The 24,909-nt window shown below is 70.1% G+C and carries 20 protein-coding genes and 1 tRNA gene; 12 read left to right on the forward strand and 9 right to left on the reverse strand.

All coding sequences use genetic code 11. The annotated features are described in order from the left end of the window. Positions 1-18 precede the first annotated feature (18 nt). The 3 genes from F0Q34_RS15180 to egtD all read left to right on the forward strand — a co-directional run bounded on the left by F0Q34_RS15180 (position 19) and on the right by egtD (position 2,703). A complete protein-coding gene (locus tag F0Q34_RS15180; protein WP_149813078.1) occupies positions 19-411 on the forward strand; it encodes a DUF427 domain-containing protein in 393 nt (130 codons plus the stop codon). Positions 412-503: 92 nt separating this feature from the next. Then, a complete protein-coding gene (gene egtB / locus F0Q34_RS15185) occupies positions 504-1,751 on the forward strand; it encodes an ergothioneine biosynthesis protein EgtB (RefSeq protein ID WP_149813079.1) in 1,248 nt (415 codons plus the stop codon). Between the two features lies 1 nt (position 1,752). Further along, positions 1,753-2,703: an L-histidine N(alpha)-methyltransferase gene (gene egtD, locus F0Q34_RS15190; RefSeq protein WP_149813080.1), complete on the forward strand. Its 951-nt coding sequence runs from the start codon at positions 1,753-1,755 to the stop codon at positions 2,701-2,703. A 30-nt stretch (positions 2,704-2,733) separates the two neighbouring features. On the opposite strand, the gene F0Q34_RS15195 is transcribed toward egtD, so the two are convergent. The 4 genes from F0Q34_RS15195 to F0Q34_RS15210 form a co-directional block, all read right to left on the reverse strand. Further along, the gene (locus F0Q34_RS15195; RefSeq protein WP_149813081.1) at positions 2,734-3,309 is read right to left on the reverse strand and encodes a PqiC family protein; all 576 of its coding nucleotides are present in this window, start codon (positions 3,307-3,309) and stop codon (positions 2,734-2,736) included. A gap of 3 nt (positions 3,310-3,312) precedes the next feature. Beyond that, on the reverse strand, positions 3,313-4,989 hold the full coding sequence (locus F0Q34_RS15200) for a PqiB family protein (protein ID WP_149813082.1): 1,677 nt from the start codon (positions 4,987-4,989) through the stop codon (positions 3,313-3,315). After that, complete coding sequence (locus F0Q34_RS15205) at positions 4,986-6,299, reverse strand: paraquat-inducible protein A (RefSeq protein ID WP_161600893.1); 1,314 nt, start codon at positions 6,297-6,299, stop codon at positions 4,986-4,988. The genes F0Q34_RS15200 and F0Q34_RS15205 overlap by 4 nt, the downstream gene beginning before the upstream one ends. A 147-nt stretch (positions 6,300-6,446) precedes the next feature. Further along, complete coding sequence (locus F0Q34_RS15210; RefSeq protein WP_161600894.1) at positions 6,447-7,085, reverse strand: TetR/AcrR family transcriptional regulator; 639 nt, start codon at positions 7,083-7,085, stop codon at positions 6,447-6,449. A 117-nt stretch (positions 7,086-7,202) separates the two neighbouring features. On the opposite strand from F0Q34_RS15210, the gene F0Q34_RS15215 reads away from it, so the two are divergent. From F0Q34_RS15215 to F0Q34_RS15255, 9 genes are all read left to right on the forward strand, one after another. Further along, a complete protein-coding gene (locus tag F0Q34_RS15215; RefSeq protein WP_277755285.1) occupies positions 7,203-8,441 on the forward strand; it encodes an efflux RND transporter periplasmic adaptor subunit in 1,239 nt (412 codons plus the stop codon). A 10-nt stretch (positions 8,442-8,451) separates the two neighbouring features. Then, a complete protein-coding gene (locus F0Q34_RS15220) occupies positions 8,452-11,616 on the forward strand; it encodes an efflux RND transporter permease subunit (RefSeq protein ID WP_149813085.1) in 3,165 nt (1,054 codons plus the stop codon). A 5-nt stretch (positions 11,617-11,621) separates the two neighbouring features. Beyond that, positions 11,622-13,100 (forward strand): efflux transporter outer membrane subunit, encoded by a 1,479-nt coding sequence (locus tag F0Q34_RS15225; RefSeq protein WP_149813086.1) that lies wholly within the window; start codon positions 11,622-11,624, stop codon positions 13,098-13,100. Between the two features lie 148 nt (positions 13,101-13,248). After that, positions 13,249-13,336 (forward strand) — tRNA-Leu (locus F0Q34_RS15230). A gap of 470 nt (positions 13,337-13,806) precedes the next feature. Next, positions 13,807-14,346 (forward strand): (2Fe-2S)-binding protein, encoded by a 540-nt coding sequence (locus F0Q34_RS15235; protein ID WP_149813087.1) that lies wholly within the window; start codon positions 13,807-13,809, stop codon positions 14,344-14,346. Continuing rightward, a complete protein-coding gene (locus F0Q34_RS15240; protein ID WP_149813088.1) occupies positions 14,343-15,356 on the forward strand; it encodes an FAD binding domain-containing protein in 1,014 nt (337 codons plus the stop codon). The genes F0Q34_RS15235 and F0Q34_RS15240 overlap by 4 nt, the downstream gene beginning before the upstream one ends. A 12-nt stretch (positions 15,357-15,368) precedes the next feature. Next, positions 15,369-17,630, forward strand: coding sequence for a xanthine dehydrogenase family protein molybdopterin-binding subunit (locus tag F0Q34_RS15245; RefSeq protein WP_149813089.1), 2,262 nt, complete (start codon positions 15,369-15,371; stop codon positions 17,628-17,630). 80 nt (positions 17,631-17,710) lie between these two features. After that, positions 17,711-17,959, forward strand: a complete 249-nt coding sequence (locus tag F0Q34_RS15250) for a hypothetical protein (protein ID WP_149813090.1) — start codon at positions 17,711-17,713, stop codon at positions 17,957-17,959. Positions 17,960-17,985: 26 nt separating this feature from the next. Further along, positions 17,986-18,357 carry a PRC-barrel domain-containing protein gene (locus F0Q34_RS15255; protein ID WP_149813091.1) on the forward strand — a complete coding sequence of 124 codons (372 nt, stop codon included), beginning with the start codon at positions 17,986-17,988 and terminating at the stop codon, positions 18,355-18,357. A 30-nt stretch (positions 18,358-18,387) separates the two neighbouring features. On the opposite strand, the gene F0Q34_RS15260 is transcribed toward F0Q34_RS15255, so the two are convergent. From F0Q34_RS15260 to crtI, 5 genes are all read right to left on the reverse strand, one after another. Then, complete coding sequence (locus F0Q34_RS15260; RefSeq protein WP_161600895.1) at positions 18,388-19,668, reverse strand: aldehyde dehydrogenase family protein; 1,281 nt, start codon at positions 19,666-19,668, stop codon at positions 18,388-18,390. After that, positions 19,665-20,792: a glycosyltransferase gene (locus tag F0Q34_RS15265; RefSeq protein WP_149813093.1), complete on the reverse strand. Its 1,128-nt coding sequence runs from the start codon at positions 20,790-20,792 to the stop codon at positions 19,665-19,667. Before F0Q34_RS15265 ends, F0Q34_RS15260 begins: the two co-directional genes overlap by 4 nt. After that, entirely contained in the window at positions 20,789-21,571 is a 783-nt protein-coding gene (locus F0Q34_RS15270; RefSeq protein ID WP_149813094.1) for a lysophospholipid acyltransferase family protein, read from the reverse strand. Before F0Q34_RS15270 ends, F0Q34_RS15265 begins: the two co-directional genes overlap by 4 nt. Before the next feature lie 130 nt (positions 21,572-21,701). Next, on the reverse strand, positions 21,702-23,294 hold the full coding sequence (locus F0Q34_RS15275) for a phytoene desaturase family protein (protein WP_149813095.1): 1,593 nt from the start codon (positions 23,292-23,294) through the stop codon (positions 21,702-21,704). Next, on the reverse strand, positions 23,291-24,904 hold the full coding sequence (crtI, locus tag F0Q34_RS15280; protein ID WP_149813096.1) for a phytoene desaturase family protein: 1,614 nt from the start codon (positions 24,902-24,904) through the stop codon (positions 23,291-23,293). Before crtI ends, F0Q34_RS15275 begins: the two co-directional genes overlap by 4 nt. Between the last annotated feature and the right edge of the window lie 5 nt (positions 24,905-24,909).

The following is a 24,909-nucleotide window of genomic DNA, read 5'->3' on the forward strand; positions in this document are numbered from 1 at the left end:
CGCGGGGAGGAAAAGGCGATGGCGCAGCCGGAAAAGCCGGAAGCGGCGGGGATCGAGATCCAGCCCTGTCCCGACCGGGTGATCGTGTCGGTGGCCGGGCGCACCGTGGCGGACAGCCAGGCGGCGCTGATCCTGCGGGAGCGGGGCTATCCGCCGGTTTATTACCTGCCCCGGGAACATGCCGACATGTCCCTGCTGCGGCGCAGCGAACATCGCAGCCACTGCCCCTACAAGGGCGAGGCCACCTATTTCAGCATTCCGCATGCCGGCCGCTCGGCCGAGAATGCCGTCTGGAGCTATGAAGCGCCGCCGGCGGCGGTGGCGGCCATTCGCTGCCATCTCGCCTTCTATCCCGACCGCGTGGATTCCATTTCCACCCAGCCCCGGCGCGACTCTCCTGTCCATGGTTGATCTTGCCATCTGCCGGAACGGCGCCAACTGCCCGGGCAGTGCTGTGGTGGCCATTGGCCGCCATTGCCGGAATATCTGCGGGAGAACGCCAAATGGATGCCATACCAGCCACGCCACCGGCAGGCCTCGCGCAACTTTACGGCACCGTTCGCGCCACCAGCCGCCATCTGGCCGGGCCCTTGTCGGATGCCGATGCGACCGCGCAATCCATGCCGGATGCCAGCCCCGCGAAATGGCATCTGGCGCACACCACCTGGTTCTTCGAAACCATGGTGCTGCGGCCGAACCTGGCGGGCTATGCGGCCTTCGACGACACGTTCAACTTCCTCTTCAACTCCTATTACGAGACGCTCGGCGCCCGGCAGCCGCGCCCGCGCCGGGGTATGCTGACCCGGCCCTCGCTGGACAGCGTGATGGCCTATCGCGCGCATGTGGACCGCGCCATGGCGGAACTGCTGCGGCGCGACCTGCCGCCAGGCCTGTGGGAACTGGTGGAACTCGGATGCCATCACGAGCAGCAGCACCAGGAGTTGCTGCTGACCGACATCCTGCACCTGTTCGCGCAGAATCCGCTTTGCCCCGCTTATTCCGAAGCGCCGCCGGCCATGGCGGCGGGGGCGCCGCGCGAAACGCAGTACCATTCCTTTGACGGCGGCATCGTCGAGATCGGCCATGCCGGCGGCGGCTTCGCCTTTGATTGCGAAGGGCCGCGCCACCGGGTGCTGGTCGAGCCCTTCCGCCTCGCCGACCGGCTGGTGACCAATGGCGAATGGATGCAGTTCGTCGCGGATGGCGGCTACCGCGATCCGCTGCTGTGGCTGTCGGCCGGCTGGGCCACGGTGCAGGCGCAAGGCTGGGACGCGCCGCTCTATTGGCGGCAGCATGATGGCGCCTGGCACAGCATGACGCTGCATGGCCTGCAGCCCGTGCGGCCCGACGACCCGGTCACCCATATCAGCTATTTCGAGGCGGATGCCTTCGCCTCCTGGGCCGGGAAGCGCCTGCCGGGCGAAGCGGAATGGGAACACGCCGCGCGGGATCTCGCGCCTGACGCCGCGCCGGCGCTGCGGCCGCGCGCCGCCTCGGGCGGGGCGGGCCTGCGGCAGATGTTCGGCGAGGTGTGGCAATGGACGCGCAGCCCGTTCACGCCCTATCCGCGCTTCCGCCCGGCGGAAGGGGCGGTGGGCGAGTATAATGGCAAGTTCATGTGCGGGCAGTTCGTGCTGCGCGGCAGTTCCTGCGCCACGCCGGAAGGCCATTCCCGCCCGACCTACCGGAACTTCTTCCCTCCCGATGCGCGCTGGCAGTTCAGCGGGCTGCGGCTGGCCGAGGATGCCTGAGATGCTGGATGCCCCCGAAACCGCCTGGCAGCACGACGCCTTCCGGGACGACGTGATCGCCGGGCTGTCCCGGCCGCGGAAGACCCTGCCCAGCCGATGGCTTTACGACGACCGCGGCTGCCGGTTGTTCGAGGAGATCACCAGGCTCGACGAATATTACCCGACCCGCACCGAAACGACGATCCTGCGCGACCAGGCGGCCGCCATGGCGGGCTTCGCGGGTCCTGCGCCGGTGCTGGTGGAATACGGTGCCGGCGCCGCCGTGAAGACCGCCATCCTGCTGGAGGCGCTGCGCCCCAGCCTCTACATCCCGGTGGACATCGCCGGCGATTTCCTGGCGCAAAGCGCGGCGCGCATCACCCGCCGCTTCCCCGAACTGAAGGTGCGGCCGGTGATCGCCGATTTCACGGCCGATTTCGATCTGCCGGCCGGCCTTCCCGCCGGCGTCCCGCGCTGCGGCTTCTTTCCCGGCTCCACCATCGGCAATCTGGATGCGGAGGAAACATCCGCCTTTCTGTGCCGCATGCGCGCCCATGTCGGTACCGGCGGCACGGCGCTGGTCGGGGTGGATCTGCGCAAGGATCTCGACACCTTGCTGGCCGCGTATGACGACCGCGCGGGCGTCACCGCCGCCTTCAACCTGAACCTCCTGACCCGGATCAACCGTGAGCTGGGTGCCGATTTCCCCCCCGGCGGTTTCAGCCACGAAGCGCGCTGGAACGCCCGCGAATCGGCAATCGAGATGCATCTGGTGTGCCGGCGGGATTGCCTTGTGGCCCTGGAAGGGCGGCGCTTCGCCTTCCGCGCGGGGGAAAGCATCCACACGGAAAGCTCGCGCAAATACGACCTCGACAGCCTGGCCGCGCTGGCCGCGCCCTGCGGCTGGGCGGTGGAACATGGCTGGACCGACCGGGACCGCCTGTTCGCCGTGGCCGGCCTGCGGGCCTGCTGAGAGCCGGACGGGGAGGCGCCGCTGCGCCGCTCAGGCGGCCGCCAGCATCTCCGCCAGCGCATCGGCCAACTGGCCGAGCGCCTGGCTCATCGCCGCCACCAGCGCCGCCGTGGCGGTGCCCTCGACCGGCGCCTGCAGCCTCACATTGCGCGCGGCGCGGCGGCCGCGTGACGCCGGCCGCACCGCAAGCTGCGCCATGAGCAGCACCGGTCCGTCGCCCTCCTGCTCGAAGCGCAGGATCTCCACCTCGGCCACGGCGTCGCTGTCGATGGACAAGGCCCCGCCGGCGCTGAACACAGTGCTGTTCGGCAGGCGCCGTTGCAGATCCTCGCCCAGCACGCGGCCCACCATGTCGGCCATCGGCTCCGCCCAGCGGTCGCCGGACAGCAGGTCGAGCCGGTTGGGGCCGGAGGCGCGCAGGATTTCCGCGCGGTCGAGGTAACGCGGCAACCCGATCGAGCGCAGCTCCACCAGCCGGTGGCGGCTGCGGCGCGCGGGGCCAGGCGTGGCCGACAGACGGAAATAGTCCGGCTCGGCGGAGGCGCAACCCGCCAGCAGGGCGGCCAGCGGCACGGGCAGGGCGAGCAGGGCGCGACGGCGGATCATGAGCTACTCCGAGCGGCCCCGCAGCAGCGCCTCGGGGTGGCGTTCAAGATAATCGGCCAGCAGACGCACCGAACGCGCGGCGTCGGTTGCTTGTTGCAGCAGCCGCGACAATTCACGGTTGAAGGCCGAGTTGGTGCCATAGCCGCGTTCCACCGAGGTGGCGGCAGCATTGGCGCGCGCCAGGGTCTGGTCGAGGGTGTTGGCCATGGCCGGCAGGCGGCGCAGCAGCGGCGCCAGCCCGTCATCGGTGCGGCGCACCAGGCGCTGCGTGTCGCCCAGGATGGCGGCCAGGCTGGCCACCGCGTCCCGCAGCTCCGGCCCGCCCACCAGGCTGTTCACCGCCGCCAGCGCGCCGGACAGGTTCTGGCCGATCTGGTCGAGCGGGAAGTTCTCCAGCTTGCCGGCGATGGCCCCCACCGCGCCCATCAGGTTGTCGCTGCCGCCGCCCAGGCTCGGGATCACCAGCAACTCGCCCTCCTGCCGCACTGTGGCGGGCGGTGCGTCGGGCACGAAATCCAGCGTCACCACTTTCTGGCCGGTCAGCAGGTTGCCGCTTGCCAGCTGCGCCCGCATCCCCTCGGCGACGAAGCGCTCCAGCGCCTGCCGCACCTCCCATTGAGGGCGGCCATTGGGAAAGGCGATGCGGTCGGGTTCGAGTGCGAGGCGCACCGGCACTGTGAAGCGGCCGGTGTCCCGGTCGAAGGCCAGGTCGACGCTGGTGACGCTGCCGATGCGGATGCCGCGCATCTCCACCGGCGAGCGCGGCCCCAGCCCCCGCACCGAGCCATCCAGGTAAACCAGCACCTCCAGCCGGTGCTCCGAGGTGGCGGCGAACGCGTCCTCCATGGTGCCGTAGAGGGTGAACCGGGCATTGTCCGGCGCCGGCGGCGCATCGCGCTCGCGCGGCGGGGTTTCGAAGGCGATGCCGCCGGCCAGCACGGCCCGCAGGCTTTCCACCTCCAGGCTCAACCCTCCCGGACCGAAGCCGAGGCGCACGCCGGAGCTGTTCCAGAAGCGCGAGCCTTCCCGCACATAGCCTTCATAAGGGGAGCGGATAAAGGCGCGCAGCGTGATGGTGCCGTCCAGCCCGGGCTGGTCGAAGCTCAGCACCTCCCCCACCTGCACGTCGCGGAAGAACACGGGCGAGCCCCGGTTCAGCGAACCCAGCCTTCCGGTCCTGAGGGTGAAGATGCGCCCGGGCTCGTCCGAGCGGATGCCCGGCGGATCCTCCAGGCCGCGATAGTCTCGGCGCTGCTCGCCATCCATCTGGCCGGGATCGAACTCGATATAGGCGCCCGAAACGATGGTCTCCAATCCCGACACATTGCCCGCCGTGAGCCGCGGGCGGACCACCCAGAACCGGGCCTGGTCGGTCAGCCGCTCCTCCACATCCGGCGTCATGCGGATGCTGGCGGTGACCGTGGACAGGTCGTCCGACAGCTCGATCCCCTCCACCGTGCCGATGGCAACCGATTTGTAGCGCACCTGGGTTTGCCCGGCGGTGAGGCCGTCGGCGGTGTTGAAGCTCACCGTGATCAGCGGGCCACGGCCGCTGATGGTCTTGTAGGCGAGGTAGCCGGCGACCAGCAGCGCGGCGAGCGGGATCAGCCAGATCACCGGAAAGCGGCGGTGCCGGCTTTCGGCGAGGTCCGGCGCGTCGGCGGGGGGAGTGTCGCTCATCGGCGGTCAGGTTCTTTCCGGTCATTGGCGCCGGCCGCATCCCACATCAGGCGCGGGTCGAAGGTTTCCGCGGCCACCATGGTCAGGACCACCACGGCGCCGAAGCAGGCCGCGCCCACCTCGGCATGGATGGAGGCGATGCTGCCGAAGCGCACAAGGGCGATCAGCACCGAAACAACGAACACGTCGATCATCGACCAGCGCCCCAGCGCCTCCACCACGCGGTAAAGCTGCGTCTTGCGCCGGAGATGGCGCGCGGAACGGCGATGGATGGACAGCAGCATCACCGAAAGCCCGACCAGCTTCAGCATCGGCACGGCGACCGAGGCCAGGAAGACGATCAGCGCCAGCGGCCAGAAGCCGGTATGGATGAACTCCACCACGCCACCCAGGATGGTATGGGGGCCGCCCCGGCCCAGCGTGACAATGGTCATCACCGGATAATAGTTGGACGGCACGTAAAGAATGGCCGCCGCGATCACCAGCGCCCAGCTTCGCGCCACGCTGTTGGGCTTGCGGCGGTGCAGGGCGGTGCCGCAGCGGGGGCAGGGGGCGCCCTCCGGGGCGCGGCTCACCTTTCGGCAGCAATGGCATGACAGGGGCTGCCCTCGAGGCGCCGCGGGAAGGGCCCGGCCGATGCCGCGCGCTTCCAGCGCATCCCAGGCAGCCTGCGGCTCAAAGGCCGCATCGGCGGCGACCAGGGTCAGCACCACGGCGCCAAGGCCATAAACCGCCGGCCCCAGCTCCACCTGCGCCAGGTCCACCAGCCTTGTGTAGGACACCAGGGCACCGAACAGGAACACTTCCAGCATGCCCCAGGCGCCCAGATGCTCATGCCAGCGCAGCGGCAGGCCGAGCCAGGAGGGCGGGCGGCGCAGGCGCAGGCCGCCCAGCACCGTCAGGCGCAGCAGCAGGCGAGCAAGCGGCACCAGCACCAGCGCCACCACCACGATCACCGAAAGCAGCCACAGCCCATCCTGGGCAAAGGCGGCGGCACCGGACTGGATGCGGCTGTCGCGCGCCTGCCCCAGCAGGCGCAGCGTCAGGAAAGGCATGGTCACCGTCAACACGCACAGCATCAGGCTGGCAATGGCCAGGGCGAAGGGCGCGCCGAGGGGATTGGCATGGTGCCGCCGCAGCGTGGCGCCGCAGCGCGGGCAGCGGGAATCGGTGCCTGCCGCTTCCTGCTTCATGCGCAGCAGCAGGCCGCAATCGTCGCATTCCCGGGGAATGACGCCTGGCGGCCATCCCGCCCCGGGAATGGCCCCGGCGGCATCGCAGCGGAGCGGCGAAGGGGCGGAAACAGGCATCCCCGCCAATGTGCCGGTGGATTGGCGGGAGGCAAGCCCCCGCTGCTCAGGTTCGGCCATTCCACGGCCCGGCGCCACCGGGCCTGCCGGAAGGGAAATTGCGCGGGGCGTTGTTCGCGCCCGCCGGGAAGCCGGGATGCGGGCCGCTCAGCACGCGGCGGGCCGTGGCGGCAGCCGCGTGCCGGCGAGGAAGATGGTCACCGCCTTCTGGATGCGGGTCCGCAGCGCCGCCTCTGGCACGCCCGGCAGCAGGCCGATGAGCCGCTCATGGTGATAGGCGCCGAGCGCCATGCCCATCAGCATCCGTGCCGCCTCGGCCGGCGCGCCGAAGCGATACAGCCCTTCCGCTTCCAGCCGGGCCAGATAAGCGTCGAGGGCCAGGATGCCGCCGCCGAAATGCCGTTCCGCCGCCTGCAGCAGCGACGGGCTGAGCCGGTATTCGCCCAGCACCATGCGCAGGGTGGAGACCGCTTCCTCGTCCAGGATCAGCCGGCCGATGCGCCACAGGAAGCCTTCCAGAGCCGCCTGGGGCGGCAGGCCCGGATCGACCTCGATCCGCTGGGCGCGATCCTTGAAGCGGTCCAGGAGGCGGAAGAACAGCGCTTCCTTGGAGTCGAACAGCTTGTAGATCGTCTTCTTGGAACAGCCCGCGGCGCGCGCCACCGCGTCCATTGTCGTGGCATGGAAGCCATGCCCACGGAACTCGGCCTCGGCCGCCGCGCAGATGCGCTCTAGCGCCGCCGCAGGTTCGGCCAGGATCTCGCCCCCGCCCGGACCCTCCGTCACGTTTTGTACCATTTGGGCAGCCCTGCTGTGGCGGTGAATTGCTTGACAATAGATCGGACACTAAGCAGTTTCCAGCCCAAACTCCCTTCTTCTCCCCGCCTGCAGGAGCCTATTCCCATGGCCGATCTGTCGATCTCCGCCCGGCTGCCTGGTGGCATGCCGCGCCGTCCGCGCATCGGCGCCGCAGCCCTGCCTCTGGTGCTGCTGGGCCCGCTTCTGCTGGCGGCGTGCGACGAGCCCGCGACGGCGCAGCAGGCCGGGCAGGAGGCCCCACCCCCCGCCGTGACGGTGGTGTCGGTGCAGCCGCAGCGGATCAGCATCCAGACCACGTTGCCCGGACGCGTCGTGGCCTACCAGACCGCCGAGGTGCGCCCCCAGGTCGGCGGCGTGCTGCGCGAGCGCCTGTTCCGCGAAGGCGAAACGGTGGAAGCCGGGCAGAAGCTCTTCCAGATCGATCCCGCGCCCTACAAGGCCCAGCTGGCCAGCGCGGAAGCGAACCTGGCCAGGGCCGAGGCGACGCTGAGTTCGGCGCGCGTCACCGCCACGCGCTACCGCCCGCTGGTGAAGCAGAATGCCGTCAGCCAGCTCGAATACGAAACCGCGGTGGCCGCCCAGAAGCAGGCGGAGGCGGATGTCGCCTCGGCCAAGGCTGCGGTGGAGATCGCGAAGATCAATCTCGGCTACACCACCATCAACGCCCCGATCACCGGCCGCACCAGCCGCGCCCGGCTGACCGTGGGCGCGCTGGTCACCGCCGACCAGGCCACGTCCCTGCTGACGGTGACGCAGCTCGACCCGATCTACGTGGACGTGACCCAGCCGGCGGCGACCCTTCTGCGCCTGCGGCGGGAAATGGAGGCCGGGCGGCTGCGCCAGGCGGCCGAAGGCGAGGCCGAGGTGCGGCTGAAGCTGGAGGACGGCACCGAATACGCCCATCCCGGCAAGCTGCGGGTGGCCGAGGTCACGGTGGACCCCGGCACCGGCTCCGTCGTGCTGCGCGCCGAGTTCCCCAACCCCGACGGGCTGCTGATGCCGGGGATGTTTGTCCGCCAGGATGTGGAGGAAGGCATCACCGAGAATGCCCTGCTGGTGCCGCAGCGCGCCGTGACCCGCAACCCGCGCGGCGAGGCGGTGGTGAAGGTGGTGCAGGGCGACGGCACCGTGGCCGAGCGCATCATTACCGCCACCCGCGCCATCGGCACCGACTGGCTGGCCCAGGGCGGGCTGCAGCCCGGCGACAAGGTGATCGTGGCGGGCGGCCAGCGCGTGCAGGCCGGCGCCCGCCCGCAGGTCACCGAAACCACGGCCGAGGCGCTGCGCGAGCCGCGGGCCGCCCTGCCGCAGAACCAGGGCTGAGCGAACCGCCATGGCACGCTTCTTCATCGACCGCCCGGTCTTCGCCTGGGTGCTGGCGCTGGCCACCATGCTGGTGGGCCTGATCTGCCTGCGCACCCTGCCGATCTCGCAATACCCGACCATCGCGCCGCCCTCGATCCGCATCTCCCTGACCTATCCCGGCGCCTCGGCCGAGACGGTGCAGAACACCGTGGTGCAGGTGATCGAGCAGCAGATGACCGGGCTGGACGGGCTGCGCTACTTCACCTCCTCCGCCAACCGGGACGGCAGCGCCTCGGTCGAGCTGACCTTCGCGCAGGGCACCGATGCCGACACGGCGCAGGTGCAGGTGCAGAACAAGCTGTCCCTCGCCGAAACGCGCCTGCCGGAAACCGTGCGGCAGCAGGGCATCCGCGTCGCCAAATCGTCCGCGGCCTTTCTGATGGTGGTGGGCTTCGTGTCCAAGGACGGCTCGATGACCAGCGCCGACCTGGCCGACTTCATCGCCACCAATGTGCAGGACCCGGTGACGCGGACGCTGGGCGTCGGCGACTACAACCTGTTCGGCTCGCAATACGCGATGCGCATCTGGCTCGATCCGAACAAGCTGAACGCCTACAGCATGATGCCCTCCGACGTGACAGCGGCGATCGCCTCGCAGAACGTGCAGGTGGCCTCGGGCGAGATCGGCGCGCGGCCGGCGGTGCCGGGGCAGATGCTGAACGCCACGCTGATCGGCCCCTCCTACCTGAACACGCCCGAGCAGTTCGGCAACATCATGCTGCGGGTGAACGCCGACGGCTCCCAGGTACGGCTGCGCGACGTCGCCGAGGTGGAGCTGGCGGCGCAGAGCTTCTCGATCTCCAGCCAGTTCAATGGCCGCCCTTCCGCCGCCATGGGCATTCAGCTCGCCGCCGGCGCCAATGCCGTTTCCACGGCGGAGGCGGTGCGGCAGACCTTGTCGGAAATCAGCGCCTCCTTCCCCTCCAACATCGAGATGGTGGTGCCCTACGACACCACGCCCTTCGTGAAGATCTCGATCAAGGAGGTGGTGAAGGCGCTGGTGGAAGCCATGTTGCTGGTCTTCGTGGTGATGTTCGTGTTCCTGCAGAACTGGCGCGCCACGCTGATCCCGACCCTGGCCATCCCGGTCGTGCTGCTCGGCACCTTCGCGGTGCTGGCCTTCGCCGGCTACTCGATCAACACCCTGACCATGTTCGCCATGGTGCTGGCGATCGGCCTGCTGGTCGATGACGCCATCGTGGTGGTGGAGAATGTCGAGCGCGTGATGGAGGAGGAGCATCTTTCCCCGCTCCAGGCCACGCGCAAGTCGATGGACCAGATTTCCGGCGCGCTGGTCGGCATCGGCCTGGTGCTGTCGGCCGTGTTTTTCCCCATGTTCTTCTTCGCCGGGTCGGCCGGCGTCATCTACCGGCAGTTCTCGCTGACCATCATCACCGCCATGACGCTGTCGGTGGCGGTGGCGATCATCTTCACCCCCGCCCTGTGCGCCACCCTGCTGCGCCGCCCGAAGCACCATGGCGCGCAGAAGCGCGGCTTCTTCGGCTGGTTCAACCGCAATTTCGACCGCACCACCCGCGGCTATGTCCGCGGCGTGCGCGGCATCCTGGCGCGGCCCTGGCGGCTGATGCTGGTTTACGTGGCGATCGCCGCGGCCTTCGGCGTGCTGTATGTGCGCCTGCCTTCCTCCTTCCTGCCGGATGAGGACCAGGGCGTGCTGCTGGTGCAGGTCTCGGCGCCGCAGGGCGCCACCACCGAGCGCACACAGGCCGCGCTGGACGCCGTCACCCGCTACGCGCTGGAGCAGGAGAAGGACAACGTCCAGAGCGTCATGGCGATCAGCGGCTTTTCCTTCTCGGGCCGTGGCCAGAATGCCGGCCTGGCCTTCGTGCGCCTGCGCGACTGGGAGGAGCGGGCCGATCCGCAGCAGGCGGTGAATGCCGTCGCCGGGCGCCTGATGCAGCATTTCGCCGGCTACCAGGACGCGCAGATCTTCGCCTTCGCGCCGCCCGCCGTGCCGGAGCTGGGCAACGCCACGGGCTTCGAGATGCAGCTGGTGGATCGTGGCGCCAATGGCCAGGCGGCGCTGAAGCAGGCGCGCGACCAGATCCTGGCCGCCGCGGCAAAAAGCCCCCTGGTGGTGGGCGTCCGCCCCGGCAGCCAGCCGGACGAGGCGCAGTACAAGCTGGACATCGACTGGGAGAAGGCGAGCGCGCTCGGCCTGTCCGTCAACGACATCAACAACACGCTGTCCGCCGCCTTCGGCGCCTCCTATGCGGGCGACTTCCTGGACCGTGGCCGCGTCAAGCGCGTCTATGTGCAGGGCGCGGCCGAGTTCCGCATGCTGCCCGAGGATATCGGCCGCTGGTATGTGCGCAACGCCGCCGGGACCATGGTGCCGTTCACCGCCTTCGCCTCGGCCAAGTGGGAGATCGGCTCGCCAGGCCTGACGCGGTTCAACGGCGTCAGCGCGGTGAAGCTGTCCGGCGATGCCGCCCCCGGCCAGAGCACCGGCGACGCCATGGCCGAGATGGAGCGGCTGGCCGCCGAGCTGCCGCCGGGCTTCGGCGTGGACTGGAGCGGCCTCTCCTATGAGGAGCGCGCCTCCGGCAGCCAGGCGGGCCCGCTCTACGCGATCTCGCTGATCGTGGTGTTCCTGTGCCTCGCGGCGCTGTACGAGAGCTGGGCGATCCCCATCTCGGTGCTGCTGGTGGTGCCGCTCGGCGTGTTCGGCGCGGTGGCGGCGACCTTGCTGCGGGGCTTGGAGAACGACGTGTATTTCCAGGTCGGCCTGCTCACCACCGTCGGCCTGTCGGCCAAGAACGCCATCCTGATCGTCGAATTCGCCAAGGAGCATTTCGAGGCCGGCGAAAGCCTGGCCGACGCCGCGCTGCATGCGGCGAAGGAGCGGCTGCGGCCGATCCTGATGACCTCCCTGGCCTTCACCCTCGGCGTGGTGCCGCTGGCCATCGCCACGGGGGCGGGCGCCGGCGGCCGCGTCGCCATCGGCACCGGCATCATCGGCGGCGTGGTCGCCGGCACGGTGCTGGCCGTGTTCTTCGTGCCGCTGTTCTTCGTGCTGGTGCTGAAGCTGTTCCGCACCAGGCGCAGCTCGGAGCGGCAGGCGGTGGAGGAACGCCAGGAGGCGCCGGCCCATGCGGGCGCCGGAGATTGATGGCCATGAAGACCCTGACCCTTTCCGCCTTCCTTCCGCGCCATGCGCCGCCGCTGGCCCTCGCCGCCGCGCTGCTGGGCGGCTGCTCGCTGATCCCCGATTACGAGCGGCCCGCCGCGCCCATCCCGGCCGCATGGCCGCAAGGCGAGGCCTACCGCGCGGTGTCCGCCGCGCCGGGTCAGGCCACGGCGGATGCCCTGGCCTGGGACGAATTCTTTCTCGATCCGGGCCTGCGGCAGCTGATCGACATCGCGCTGCGGAACAACCGCGACCTGCGCATCGCGACGCTGAACGTCGCGGCGGCGGAGGCGCAGTTCCGCGCCCAGCACGGCACCCTCTACCCCGATGTGGGGGCCAGCGGAGCGGCCTCCTACCAGCAGGTGCCGGCGGACCTGACCAATGCCGGCCCAGGCCGCACCCAGCCCATCACCAGCCGCCGCTGGAGCGCGGGCGTGGGCCTGACCGCCTATGAGCTGGACCTGTTTGGCCGCCTCCGCTCCCTCAGCCAGAGCGCCTTTGAAAGCTATCTGGGGCTGGAGGAAACCCGGCGGGCGGCGCAGATCAGCTTGGTCGCCGCGGTGGCCCAGGGCTACCTGACGGTGCTGGCGGACCGTGAATTGCTGGAGCTGACGCGGCGGACGCTGGAAAGCCAGGAAACCTCGCTGCGGCTGACCCGGGCGGCGGCGGCGGGCGGCACCGAAACGGCGCTGACGCTGCAGCAGGCGCAAAGCGCCGTGGAAACCGCGCGCGCCAACCTGGCCCTCTATACCCGGCAACTGGCGCAGGCCGAGAACGCGCTGGCCGAGCTGATCGGCCAGCCCCTGCCGCCGGATCTGCCGGTGGCGAAGGGGCTCGACGCGCCGCTGATGCTGGCGGATGTGCCGGCCGGCCTGTCTTCCGAGGTGTTGCTGCGGCGGCCGGACGTGCTGGCGGCCGAACGTGGGCTGCGCGCCGCCAACGCCAATATTGGCGCCGCCCGCGCGGCGTTCTTCCCCTCCATCACCCTGACCGGCGATTTCGGCACAAGCGGGGCCGCGTTGTCGCGGCTGTTCCAGCCCGGATCGGGCGCCTGGAGCTTCCTGCCGCAGATCAGCATCCCGATCTTCACCGGCGGCATCAACGAAGCCACGCTGGATTACGCCAGGCTGCAGAAGCAGGTGGAGATCGCGAATTACGAGAAGGCCATCCAGGGTGCCTTCCGCGAAGCCGCGGATGCCCTGGCCGCGCGCGGCACTTATGACAGCCAGTTGCGGGCGCAGCGGGGGCTGACCGCCTCCTTCGCCGAAAGCTACCGCCTGTCGGAGCTGCGCTTCCGCAGCGGGGTGGACAATTACCTCACCACCCTGGTGTCGCAGCGGGACCTGTATGGCGCGCAGCAGAACCTGATCACGCTGCGGCAGGCGCGGCTGGCCAATCTGGTGACGTTGTACAAGGTGCTGGGTGGCGGCTGGCAGCAGCGCGGGATGCAGACGGCGCAACGCTGAAACATGCGATCGCCGGGCCGCCAGGCCCGGCGGCGGAGCGGCTTGGCAGAACGACGCCAAGGCGATACTGCGGGGAATGCCCGAACGGGCTGTTCGGCAAGGGCGCGGAGCCTCCGTGGCACAGGCCGATGGAGGCGCGCCATGATCCGCGGGCGTGGCGGAATGGTAGACGCATGGGTCTTAAAAACCCTGGTCATTAGCTTGACGTGCGGGTTCGACTCCCGCCGCCCGCACCAGCCCCAAGCAAGCCGCCCCAACCGGAAAGGGGCGAACGGGACGCATGATGCGTCCCACCCGGAAAGAACCGGTCAGTCCGCCGCGTGCAGGGTGCGGAGGCTCATCGGCAGATCACGCTCCACGACGGAGCGGGCAAACAGTCCACCCGCAACCAGGGCGGCGACAACAGTTACGAAAACAAAAGCGGACATGGGTAAACCCCTTGTTCCTTTAAAACCGCCGCAAGGCTGCGGCTGCAAAACGAATATAGGGAGCCATCCGCGACCTTAGCGTTGCTGAATTCGCGCAGGCCCGGGCATGCAACGCATGGCTGATGTCTTATACAAGACTTATCGTCGCCAAGTTGCGCTCCGGGCTGCCTGCTCCGAACTGAAATGATAATGACTATCAATATCAATAACTTGCGGCAAACCTCCTGACGGTTCAGCGCGTTACCGGGCAGCTGCAATCCCTGACGCAGGAGGCCGCCATGCCCGAAGCCGTGCCCCCGGCTCCCGCCGCCATTCTGGCCGCGATGCCGATCACCCTCACCATCAATGGCCGCGAGCGGCGCCTTTCGGTGGAGCCCTGGGTCACGCTGCTCGACCTGCTGCGGGAGCGGGAGGACCTGACCGGCACCAAGAAGGGCTGCGATCACGGGCAGTGCGGCGCCTGCACCGTGCTGGTGGATGGCCGGCGCATCAACAGCTGCCTGAAGCTGGCCGTGTCCCTCGACGGCGCCAGCATCACCACCATTGAAGGATTGGCGGATGGCAGCAGGCTCGATCCGCTGCAGCAGGCCTTCATGGACCATGACGCCTTCCAGTGCGGCTATTGCACGCCGGGGCAGATCTGCTCGGCCAAGGGGTTGCTGAACGAGAACCAGGCGCCCACGCGCCAGGAGGTGCAGGAGCTGATGAGCGGCAATCTGTGCCGCTGCGGCGCCTACACCAACATCGTGGACGCCATCATGGAGGTGCTCGAAGCCCGCGGCGAAGCCCGGGCGGCATCAGCGGAGGCCGCGCGATGAACCCGTTCAGCTTCACCCGCCCCACCACCGTGCCGGATGCGCTGCGTGCCGTGGTGCGCCCCGGCGGTCGCTTCCTGGCCGGCGGCACCAACCTCATCGACCTGATGAAGGAGAATGTGGAGCGCCCCTCGGCGCTGGTGGACATCAACCGGCTCGGCCTCGATGCGATCGAGGACCTGCCGGGCGGCGGGCTGCGGCTCGGCGCGCTGGCCACCAACGCCGACACGGCGCGGGATGCGCGGGTGGCGAAGCGCTATCCGCTGCTGGCCTCGGCGATTCTGGCCGGCGCCAGCCCGCAGCTGCGCAACGCCGCAACGAATGGCGGCAACCTCAACCAGCGCACGCGGTGCTACTACTTCTATGACAACACCACCGCCTGCAACAAACGCAACCCCGGCACGGGCTGTGGCGCCATTGGCGGGGTGAACCGCATCCACGCCATCCTGGGCGCCAGCGCCTCCTGCATCGCCACCCATCCCTCCGACATGTGCGTGGCGCTGGCGGTGCTGAACGCCACAATCCGGGTGACGGGGCCGCAGGGCGAACGCGAGATCCCCTTTGGCGAGTATCACCGCCTGCCCGGCGACACGCCGCAGCGGGACAACACGCTGCACCCGGGCGAACTGGTCACCGCCATCGACCTGCCGGCCGAGGATTTCTCCGCCCACCACACTTATCTGAAGCTGCGGGACCGCTTGTCCTACGCCTTCGCGCTGGTGTCGGTCGCGGTGGCGCTGCGCATGGAGGGCGATCGCATCGCCGAGGCGCGCATCGCGCTGGGCGGCGTGGCGCACAAGCCCTGGCGCGTGCCGGACGCCGAGCAGGCGCTGGCCGGACAGCCCGCCTCGGCGGAGAGCTTCGCCCGGGCTGCCGACCTGCTGCTGCGCGGCGCGCAGGGGCAGGGGCACAACGACTTCAAGATCGGGCTGGCGCACCGTGCCATCCGGCGGGCGCTGCGGCAGGCCGCCGCCGGCACCCCGCAATCGCAGACCGACAAGCGCGTCGCCTGAAGGAGCGCCACCATGAACGTCATGCAGAATGTCGGCATCGGCAGCGCCATCAACCGGGTGGACGGCTTGCAGAAGGTCACCGGCCAGGCGCGCTACGCTGCGGAACACCCGGTTCCAGGCCTTGTCTACGGCGTCATCGTCTCGGGCGCCGTGCCGAAGGGGCGCATCCTGGCGCTGGACGAGGCCGAGGCGCGTGCCGTGCCGGGCGTGATCGAGATCCTGACGCACAAGAACCGGCCGCACATCGCCTGGTTCGACCACAGCCACAAGGACATGGTCGCGCCGCCGGGATCGCCCTTCAAGGCACTGTACGACGACAGGATCCACTTCAGCGGCCAGCCCATCGCCCTGGTGCTGGCGGAAAGCTTCGAGGTGGCGCGCCACGCTGCCTCCCTGGTGCGCGCATCCTATGAGGTCGAGCCGCACAACACCGATTTCCACAAGGCCCAGGCCGAGCGCTTCATGCCTTCGAAGAAGCGCGACAGCTTCCAGCCACCGAAGAACCGTGGCGATGCCGGGGCCGCCTATGAGGCCGCGCCGGTGAAGGTGTCGGCCGATTTCCACCTGGCCACCGAGCACCACAACCCGATGGAGATGCATGCCTCCACGGTGATCTGGGAAGGCGATGGCGGCATCACGGTGTTCGACAAGACGCAGGGCCCGCAGAATGTGCGCGACTACCTTGCCGGCGTGTTCAACATGTCCGCCAAGAACATCCGCGTCATGAACCCTTATGTCGGCGGCGCCTTCGGCTCCGGGCTCCGGCCGCAATACCAGGTGTACCTGGCCGTCATGGCGGCGCGGATGCTGCGGCGCTCGGTGCGCGTGGTGATGACGCGGCAGCAGATGTTCACCCATGGCCACCGCCCCGAGGCGCTGCAAAGCGTCCAGCTCGGCGCGGAGCGCGACGGACGGCTCACCGCCATCCGCAATTCCGCCACCACCTCCACCTCCCGCTACGAGAACAACATGGAGAATGTGGTGAACTGGGGCATGATGAACTACGCTTGCGAGAATGCCGCGGGCGAATACGCCATCGCGCCCGTGGACACCGCCACCTCCTCCGACATGCGCGCGCCGGGCGCCGCCACCGGCATGACCTTCTTCGAGATGGCGGTGGACGAGATGGCCCACGCCGCCGGCATCGATCCGCTGGAGTTCCGGATCAGGAACTATTCCGAGATCGACCAGATGAACGGCACGCCCTTCACCAGCAAGGCGCTGCGCGAAGCCTATGCGGAAGGCGCGGCCGCCTTTGGCTGGAGCCGCCGCAGCCAGGCGCCGCGCTCCATGAAGGAGGGGCGCGAACTGGTCGGCTGGGGTGTCGCCACCGGCATGTGGGACGCGATGTTCTCGAAAACCTCGGCCAGCGCGCGGCTGACGGCGAACGGGCATCTGGAGGTGGCCAGCGCCGCCTCCGACATCGGCACCGGGACCTATACGGTGATGGCGCAGGCCGCCGCCGACACGCTGGGCCTGCCGGTGGAGCAGATCACCGTGCGGCTCGGCGATTCCACCCTGCCTACCGCGCCGGTGGAAGGCGGTTCCTGGATGGCCGCCTCGGTCGGCGCCGCGGTGCAGCTCGCTTGCCGCTCGGTGGCGGAGAAGCTGCTGAAGGCGGCGGAGAAGATGGAGAACAGTCCGCTCGGCAGTGCGTCGCTGGATGAGGTGCGCTTCGCCGGCGGCCGCATCTCCCTGCGAGACGATCCCGCGCGTGGCGTCGCCATCGCCGAGATCATGCGCGCGGCGGGCATGGATGCCATCGAGGTGCAGGAAACCGCCAGCGGCGGCATCAGCGGCATGATCAGCCAGATGCGCAAGTCGCGGAACACGCACAGCGCCATCTTCGCCGAGGTGCGGGTGGATGAGGAACTGGGCGTCATCCGCGTCACCCGCATCGTCAATGCGGTGGCCGCCGGGCGGATCATCAACCCCAAGACGGCGCGCAGCCAGATCCTGGGCGGCGTGGTGATGGGCATCGGCATGGCGATGCATGAGGAGTCGATGGCCGACCACCGCTACGGCCGGTTCATGAACCACAATTACGCCGAATATCATGTGCCGGTGAACGCCGATATCGGCGACATCCAGGTGATCTTCGTGGATGAGCCGGACCCTGAAGTGACGCCGCTGGGCGTCAAGGGGGTGGGCGAGATCGGCATTGTCGGCACGGCGGCGGCGGTGGCGAACGCCATCTTCCATGCGACCGGCAAGCGGGTGCGGTCCCTGCCCATCACCATCGACAAGGTGTTCGACGCGAATCCCCTGCCTTGAGCGGAACGGCGGCGGGCCTGCAACAACGTGGGCCCGCATGTGTTGACTCGGCTGGAAGCAACAACAAGGAGCGCGCCGGCATGTCCGTCAGCCCCCGCAACGGGCCGGAGCAGCCCGACACCAAGCCGCCGCCGGAGTTGCCTGGCCTTCCGCCGGTCAATCCGCCGCCGGACACCGTGCCCGCCCAGCCCGAGCCGCCGCCGCCGGAAACGCCCGCGCCCGGCCGCGGGCCGGAGGTGGACCCGGTCAGCCCGACGCCGCCCGCCGAGGTGCCGCCGATCTCGCCGCCCGGCCCCACCATGCCGCCGCCCGTGGCGGGCCCGTTCTGACACCTTTGCCAAACAGGATTATCCCGATGAAGCTTTCTTCCCTCCTGGCCGCCACCAGCCTGTCGCTGTTTCTGGGGATGGCCTCGCTGCCGGCCCTGGCGCAGGCGCCGCAGACCGGCCTCGAAGCCGGCCAGAGCCGCGCCAAGATGCTGCTCGACCGCGATGCCTACAGCTCCGACGACGTCGAGATCGGCGAGGTCGAGGACCTGATCCTCAACGCGCAGAACCAGGTGGTGCTGGTGATCATCGAGGTCGAATCCCGCCTCGGCTTCACCGACAAGTATGTCGCGGTGCCCGTGGCGCAGGTGACGCCGAGCGCCAACAACCGCGACCGCGTCACGGTGGCCATGACGCGCGACCAGCTGCGCAACCTGCCGGGCTTCAAGTACCAGGATTGATGCCGCCGCGCCGTTGACGGCCTTGCCGCCTCAGCGCAACAGGCGGCGGGCCAGCTGGCGGGCGCGCTCGCCGCGTGGTGGGTCGAGCAGGCGGGACAGGGCGAAAGGCCCGTGCCGTACTCTGGCCCGCCAGTCACTGAAGCTTTCGAATCCGGCGCGGCCATGATAGCGGCCGAAGCCTGAGGCGCCGACGCCGCCGAACGGCAGCGCGGGAAAGGCCGCGTATTCCACGCATCGTTCCTCGACGATGGCGCCCGAGCGGCTGTTGGCGGCGATCGCGGCGGCTTCCGCCCGCGTGGCGCCGAACAGGTAGAGCGCCAGGGGGGAAGGCTGGCGGCCCAGCCAATCCAGCGCTTCCTCCAGCGAGTCCATCTCCCGCACCGCCAGGGCGGGGCCGAAGATTTCCGCCCCAACCTTGTCCGGCAGCAGGGCGATGCCGCCCGGCAGGGCGCAGCCCCCTTCCGCCAGCGCCGCCTGCCGCGCCCGCTGCGGCGGCAGCACGACACTGTCCACCGGCACCGCCTCGGCCCGGCAGGCAGCGGCGAAATCCGCTTCCCGGTGGCCCAGCAAAAGAACCGTGTCCGGCGCGACGCAGGTTTGGCCGGCATTCATCGCCTTGCCCACCAGGATGGCCCGGGCGGCGCGGCGCAGATCGGCGCCGGGCAGCACGATCACGGGGCAGCGGCCCCCCAGTTCCAGGGTCAGCGGCGTCAGGTTCTCGGCGGCGGCGCGCATCACGGCGCGGCCGGTTTCGGTGCCGCCGGTGAACACCAGATGGTCCCAGGGCTGGGCGGCGAAACGGGCGGCCACGCCGGCGTCGCCCTGCACCACGCAGGTCAGGCCGGGCAGGGCATCCGCCAGGATCTCCGCCAGCAGGGCGGCGGTGCGGGGCGTATGCTCGCTGGGCTTCAGCGCCACGCGGTTGCCGGCGGCCAGCGCCTCGGCCAGGGGCCAGAGCGCCAGCTGGATCGGGTAGTTCCAGGGCGCCATGACGCCCACCACCCCTTTCGGCACCGGCTCCGCCCAGGCCAGCGAGGGCTGGAAGGCCAGCGGCGCCAGCACGAAGCGCGGCCGCGCCCACCAACGCAGCCAGCGCCGCGCCCGCCGCGCCGCCTGCGCCACCAGCAGCACATCGGCGATCCAGGTCTCCACGGCGGAGCGCCCGCCATAATCGGCGTCGGCAGCGGCGGCGAGGTCATCGGCGCGGCGGATCACCGCCCCGGCCAGGGCCTGCAGCGCGGCGCGGCGCTGCGGGATGGAGGGTGCCGGCCCGGCGGCACGCAGGGAGGCCAGCGCCTCTTCCGGCGTCATGCCGGGTTGGCGGGCGGGCCGCCATAGGAACGGCCCTTCCATTCCGGCTTCACCCCCAGCCCGCCGCCCAGCAGCGCCGACCACTGGATGGCCAGCGCCACGGCCATGGCGAAAGGATGCAGCGGCACGCTCCACCACGGCTCCCGCATGCGCCAGGTGATCAGGCCGCGCAGCACGAGGGACAGCAGCACCGCGAGAAACGCCGCCGGGTGCGGCAGCAGCAGCCAGGGCAGGATGTGGCCGCCGCCCAGCAGCAGCGTCCAGACAGGCAGGCCCAGCGGGGTCGCCATGCCTTCCCGCGCGTTCTTGCTGAACCCGCCCCAGGCTTCGGCGAAGCCGCGATACATGCGGCAGGTGGCGAGGCGGCTGCCATCCACCACCTCCGTCCGGAAGCCGCGCGCGCGCATGCGGCGGGCCAGGGCCAGCGCGTCATGCAGGACGGCCGGGGCGGCCGCGTGCCCCCCGGCGGCGCGATAGGCCGCTGCCTCCGCCAGCACCAGCTGGCCGCAGGCCGCCGCCAGCGAGGCGCGGGTGCCGCGCCGCCCGCCCTGGGGCAGGTAGCCGAGCATCATCAGGTTGATCACCGGCACGGTCAGCGCCTCGCCCAGCGTGCCCATCTGCTGGCGCGGCACGCCGCTGACCAGGGCCAGGTCATGCTTCTCCGCGTGGGACACCATGGCGGCGGCGGCATGCGAGCGCAGGCGGACATCGGCGTCGATGAACAACAGATGCGTGCCGCGCGCGGCCTCGGCCAGCCGGGCGCAGGCATGCACCTTGCCGGTCCAGCCCTGCGGCAAGGGCGGCGCGGCCAGCAGCCGCACCCGCGGGTCCTGTGTGGCGACGCGCCGCACAATGGCGGCGGTGTCGTCGCGGGAGCCGTCATCCATCACCACCACCTCGATGGCGGCATCCTGGCTGGCCAGGGCGGCGCGCAGGCAGCCCTCGATCTGTGCCGCCTCATCCCGCGCCGGGATCAGGATGGACACCAGCGCCGGCCCGGATGGCGCGGCGCGCAAACGTGGCAGGCACGGGATGTTGCGGCCCACCAGCACCCAGGGGAAGGCGGCCAGCCCCAGGGAGGCCCAGGGAAGGGCAGCCTGGAGGGCGGCTTGCAGCCCGCTCATCGCCGCCACTCATGCCGGGGATCGAAGCGCCGGCCGGCCAGCGCCGCGCGGCCGCGCCGCCAAAGGTCATAGATGCCCCCCATGCCTTCCCCCCCTTGCTCCACCAACTGGAACTGCGCCGGATCACGGCTCAGCGCCTCCTGTGCCAGCCGGTCCATGGTGCCGGCGAGGGCGGCGGACAGCGCCTCGGTCCGCGCCTCGCGCGGCATGGCTTGCAAAGCGGCGCCGGGCAAGGGGTTGCCGAAGGCGGCCAGCATCTCCGCCTTGCGCTCCGACCAGAAGGGGTATTCCAGGGCCAGCGGAACAAAGGCCGCTTCCGGCGCCAGCTCCGGCAGCCGGGCGAGGCCGGGCGCGATCGGCACGGGGCGCTCCCGCACATCGGCGAAGCGGCCGGGGGCGTTCATCCACAGCATGTCGCTCCGCGCCGGGTCCAGCACCCGGCGGGCCACGCGCAGAAAGGCCACGGCACCGCGCGCGGTGGCGGGCTCCACCCCGAACACGCCGAGCCGCCGCATGAAGCGGTAGCGGGCCAGCGCCGCTTCCTCCATGGGGATGAACATGCGGCGGCCGGGAAACAGCCGGCGCGACAGCAGCATGAAGGCAACGCCGTCCCACCAGGAAGGGTGGCTGGCGAACACCACCAGCGGCGCGTCGCCGGTGTCCGGCGGCAGGCCCCAATGCGGCACCCGCAGTGCCCGCATGTGGCGGCGGGCGAAGCGGGTGAACATGAAGTCGTAGAAATCGAGCGCGCGGGGCGAATAGGTGGCGAGGGGGTCCATCAGGAGGGCTCCGCTTTCCCCGCCTCCTGCCCGGAGGGCCAGGATATCCCGGGCCCTGGCGCAGCCGCCCGCCGCCCCCGGGGATGGTCCGGGGGAAGGGTGCCGCCCCGCGCCGCTGCGCGCGCCATCGTCATTCCGCAGCCAGGGGCAGCCCCCGCTCGCCTGCCGCCCGTGCCGCCACGCTCATGCCGCGACCGCCCAGATCCTGGTCCAGCGCGTCGGCGGCGATCCAGCCCGACATCATCACCATCGGCATGCCGGGGCCCGGATGCGCGGCGCCGCCGGCCAGGTAAAGCCCCTTCACGGCGCGGGAGCGGTTGCCCGGCTTGAAGGCGCCGGTCCACCGGCCATGGCTGGCCAGGCCATAGATGGCGCCGTCCAGCACGCGGTAGCGCTCATGGATGTCCTGCGGCGTCAGGCTGCGCTCCACCACGATGCGCTCCTCGATATCCTCCATCCCCGCCGTGCGCTTCAGCTTGTCGAGGATGACCTGCCGGTAGCCGGGCAGCATCTTTGTCCAGTCCTGGCCGGGGCGGAGGTAAGGGGTGTGGACCAGCACATACAGCGCTTCCCCGCCTTCCGGCGCGACCGAGGGATCGGTGGCGGACGGCGCGGCGAGATAGGCGGTCGGGTCGGGCGCCGGAATGCCCTTTTTGTAGATGGCGTCGAACTCCTCCTCCGCATCGCGGGAGAAGATAAAGTCATGATGCGCCAGATGCTCGTAGCGGCGGTTCAGGCCCAGATAAAGCACCACCCCTGAGCAGGCCGGCTCGTGCTTCCTGCGGGGATATTTCCGCGCCGCCGCGCCGCCGACCAGCTCGCCATAGGTGCGGATGGCGTCCATGTTGGAGATCACGGCGTCGCAGGCGATGCGTTCCGTCCCGTGGGCCCCGCCCGCGCGCACGGCCCGGACGGCGCCGTTCTCCACCTCGATGCCGGAAACATCGACGCCGGTGCGCAGGTCGGCGCCCAACTCGGCCGCCAGCTTCGCCAGTCCCTCGGCCACGGCGCGGGTGCCGCCCTTGGGGTACCAGATGCCCTCCGCCGCCTGCATGTCGCCGATGCCGCACAGCACGGCCGGCGCCAGATAAGGCGAGGAGCCGACATATTGCGTGTAATGGTCCAGCATCTGCGCCAGCCGCGCATCCGGCACATGGCCGCGGATGACCTTGGCCACGGTCTGCCCCATGCGCAGCGCCAGCACGTCCCGCATGGTGTCGGGCGAGAAATTGGCCTTGAAGTCCAGCGTGTCGCCGATGCCTTCCACCGACTTCCAGAAGAAGAACTTTTCCGACACGTCGTGCAGGTGGCGCGCCACGTCCTGGAACCGGCGGTAGCCATCGCCATTGCCGGGGGCGAATTGGTTCATCGCCTCCGCCATGGCCGGCACGTCCTGCATCAGGTCGATGCGGGTGCCATCCTCGAAGAAGCAGCGCCATTGCGGGTCGAGGCGGATCAGTGGCAGCTCGGCCTGCTGGTCGCGTCCCGCCTCGGCGAAGATGCGGCGCAGCACGCGCGGCATGGTCAGGATGGTGGGGCCCATGTCGAAGCGGAAGCCGCTGTTGGCGCCCGCGGCGGCGGGCAGGTTGAGCACCGCCGCCTTGCCGCCCAGCCAGTCGTTCTTGTCGAGCAGCGTGACGCGGTGGCCCCGCGCCGCGGCCACGGCGGCGGCCGACAGCCCGCCCAATCCGCCGCCGATCACCACCACATGGGACGAGGTCATGCCACGATCTCCTTCTCAGCCACCGATCCTGCCGTTCCCGCGCCTTCGGCGATGTCCGGCAGCCGCGTTCCATGGCGCGGCAGGCCAAGATCCTTCAACAGCAGGTCGGTGCTGATCCGCGCGCCTTCATAGATCACCGGCAGGCCGGAGCCGGGATGGGTGCCGCCCCCCACCAGATACAGCCCTTCCGTGCCCCGGAAGCGGTTGCCGGGCCGGAAGTTGAGCATCTGCCCGAGGTCATGCGCCAGGTTGAAGGTGGCGCCGAAGCCGACCGCGAACTCGTCCTGCCAGTCATTCGGCGTCACCATGCGCTCGAAGCGGATGCGCGATTCGATGTCGGGGATGCCAAGCGCCGCCAGCCGCCGCAGCGCCTCCGCCCGGAAGGCCGGGGCCGCCTGCTTCCAGTCGATGTTGCCGCGCAGATTGGCCACCGGCACCAGGAGGTACAGGCTGCTATGCCCTTCCGGCGCCATGGAGGGATCGGTGGCCACCGGGTTGTGCAGGTAGAAGGAAGGCTCCGCTGGCAGCAGCCCCGCCTCGATCTCGGCCAGGTTGCGCTGGTAGTTGCCGGCTAGCAGCACGGTGTGGTGCGCCAGCTGCGGAAAGCGCCCCTCGACGCCAAGATACAGCATGAAGGTCGAGCAGGAATAGCGCGCCTTGGCGATGTGGCTGTCGGACCATTGGCGGCGGCGCAGCACGTCGGGGATCAGCTTCGGGGCGGCATGGGCGAAATCGGCGTTCATCACCACCGCGTCGGCGGGCACGAACTCGCCCGCGACCTCCACCCCGGTGGCGCGGCGGCCCTGGAACACGACCCGCTCCACGGGCGCGTTCAGGCGGATCTCGGCGCCCAGACGCTGCGCCACCCTGGCCATGGCGCCGGCCACGGCGCCGCAGCCGCCGGCAGGGTGGAACACCCCATGCTCGTATTCCAGGAAGCTCAGGATGGTGAACAGGCTGGGGCAGCGGAACGGGCTCATGCCCAGATACTTGCTTTGGAAGGAGAACAGCAGCCGGGTGCGCGGATCGCGGAAATAGCGCTTCAACTCCGCATCGACCGACAGGTGCGGGCGCAGATGCGGCAGGGCGCGCAGCATGTCCGGCGCCAGCAGGTCGGCGGCGGAAGCGAAGCCGCGCTCCAGCACGGGGCGGAAGGCCTCCAGCTTGCGCCGGTTGTCAACGAGGAAGGCGCGCAGGTTGCCAGCGTCGCGCGGGTCGAGCTTGGCGATTTCCGCTTCCATCCGGGCGATGTCCGGCGTGGCGTCGATCACCGGCCCGCTTCCGCCGCCGAACACCAGCCGGTATTGCGGATCGAGGCGTGTCATCGGCACCTCCTCGCGCAGGGACGCGCCGCAAGCGGCGAAGATTTCCTCCAGGATGCGGGGATACAGAAAGAAGGTCGGGCCCAGGTCGAAGCGGTAGCCGCCGGGCGCCGTCAGGGTGCGGCTGCGGCCGCCGATCACGCCATCCCGTTCCAGCACGGTCACGCGCAGGCCCCGCGCGGCAAGCAGCATCGCCGACGCCAGACCCCCGGGCCCTGCGCCGATCACAACGGCATGCGGCTTGCCCGCCGCATCATCAAAGGCCGGACGGCCCAGCGGGATATTCATGCCCG

Origin of the sequence: Teichococcus oryzae (genome assembly GCF_008386565.1) — a bacterium.
Taxonomy (GTDB): domain Bacteria; phylum Pseudomonadota; class Alphaproteobacteria; order Acetobacterales; family Acetobacteraceae; genus Pseudoroseomonas; species Pseudoroseomonas oryzae.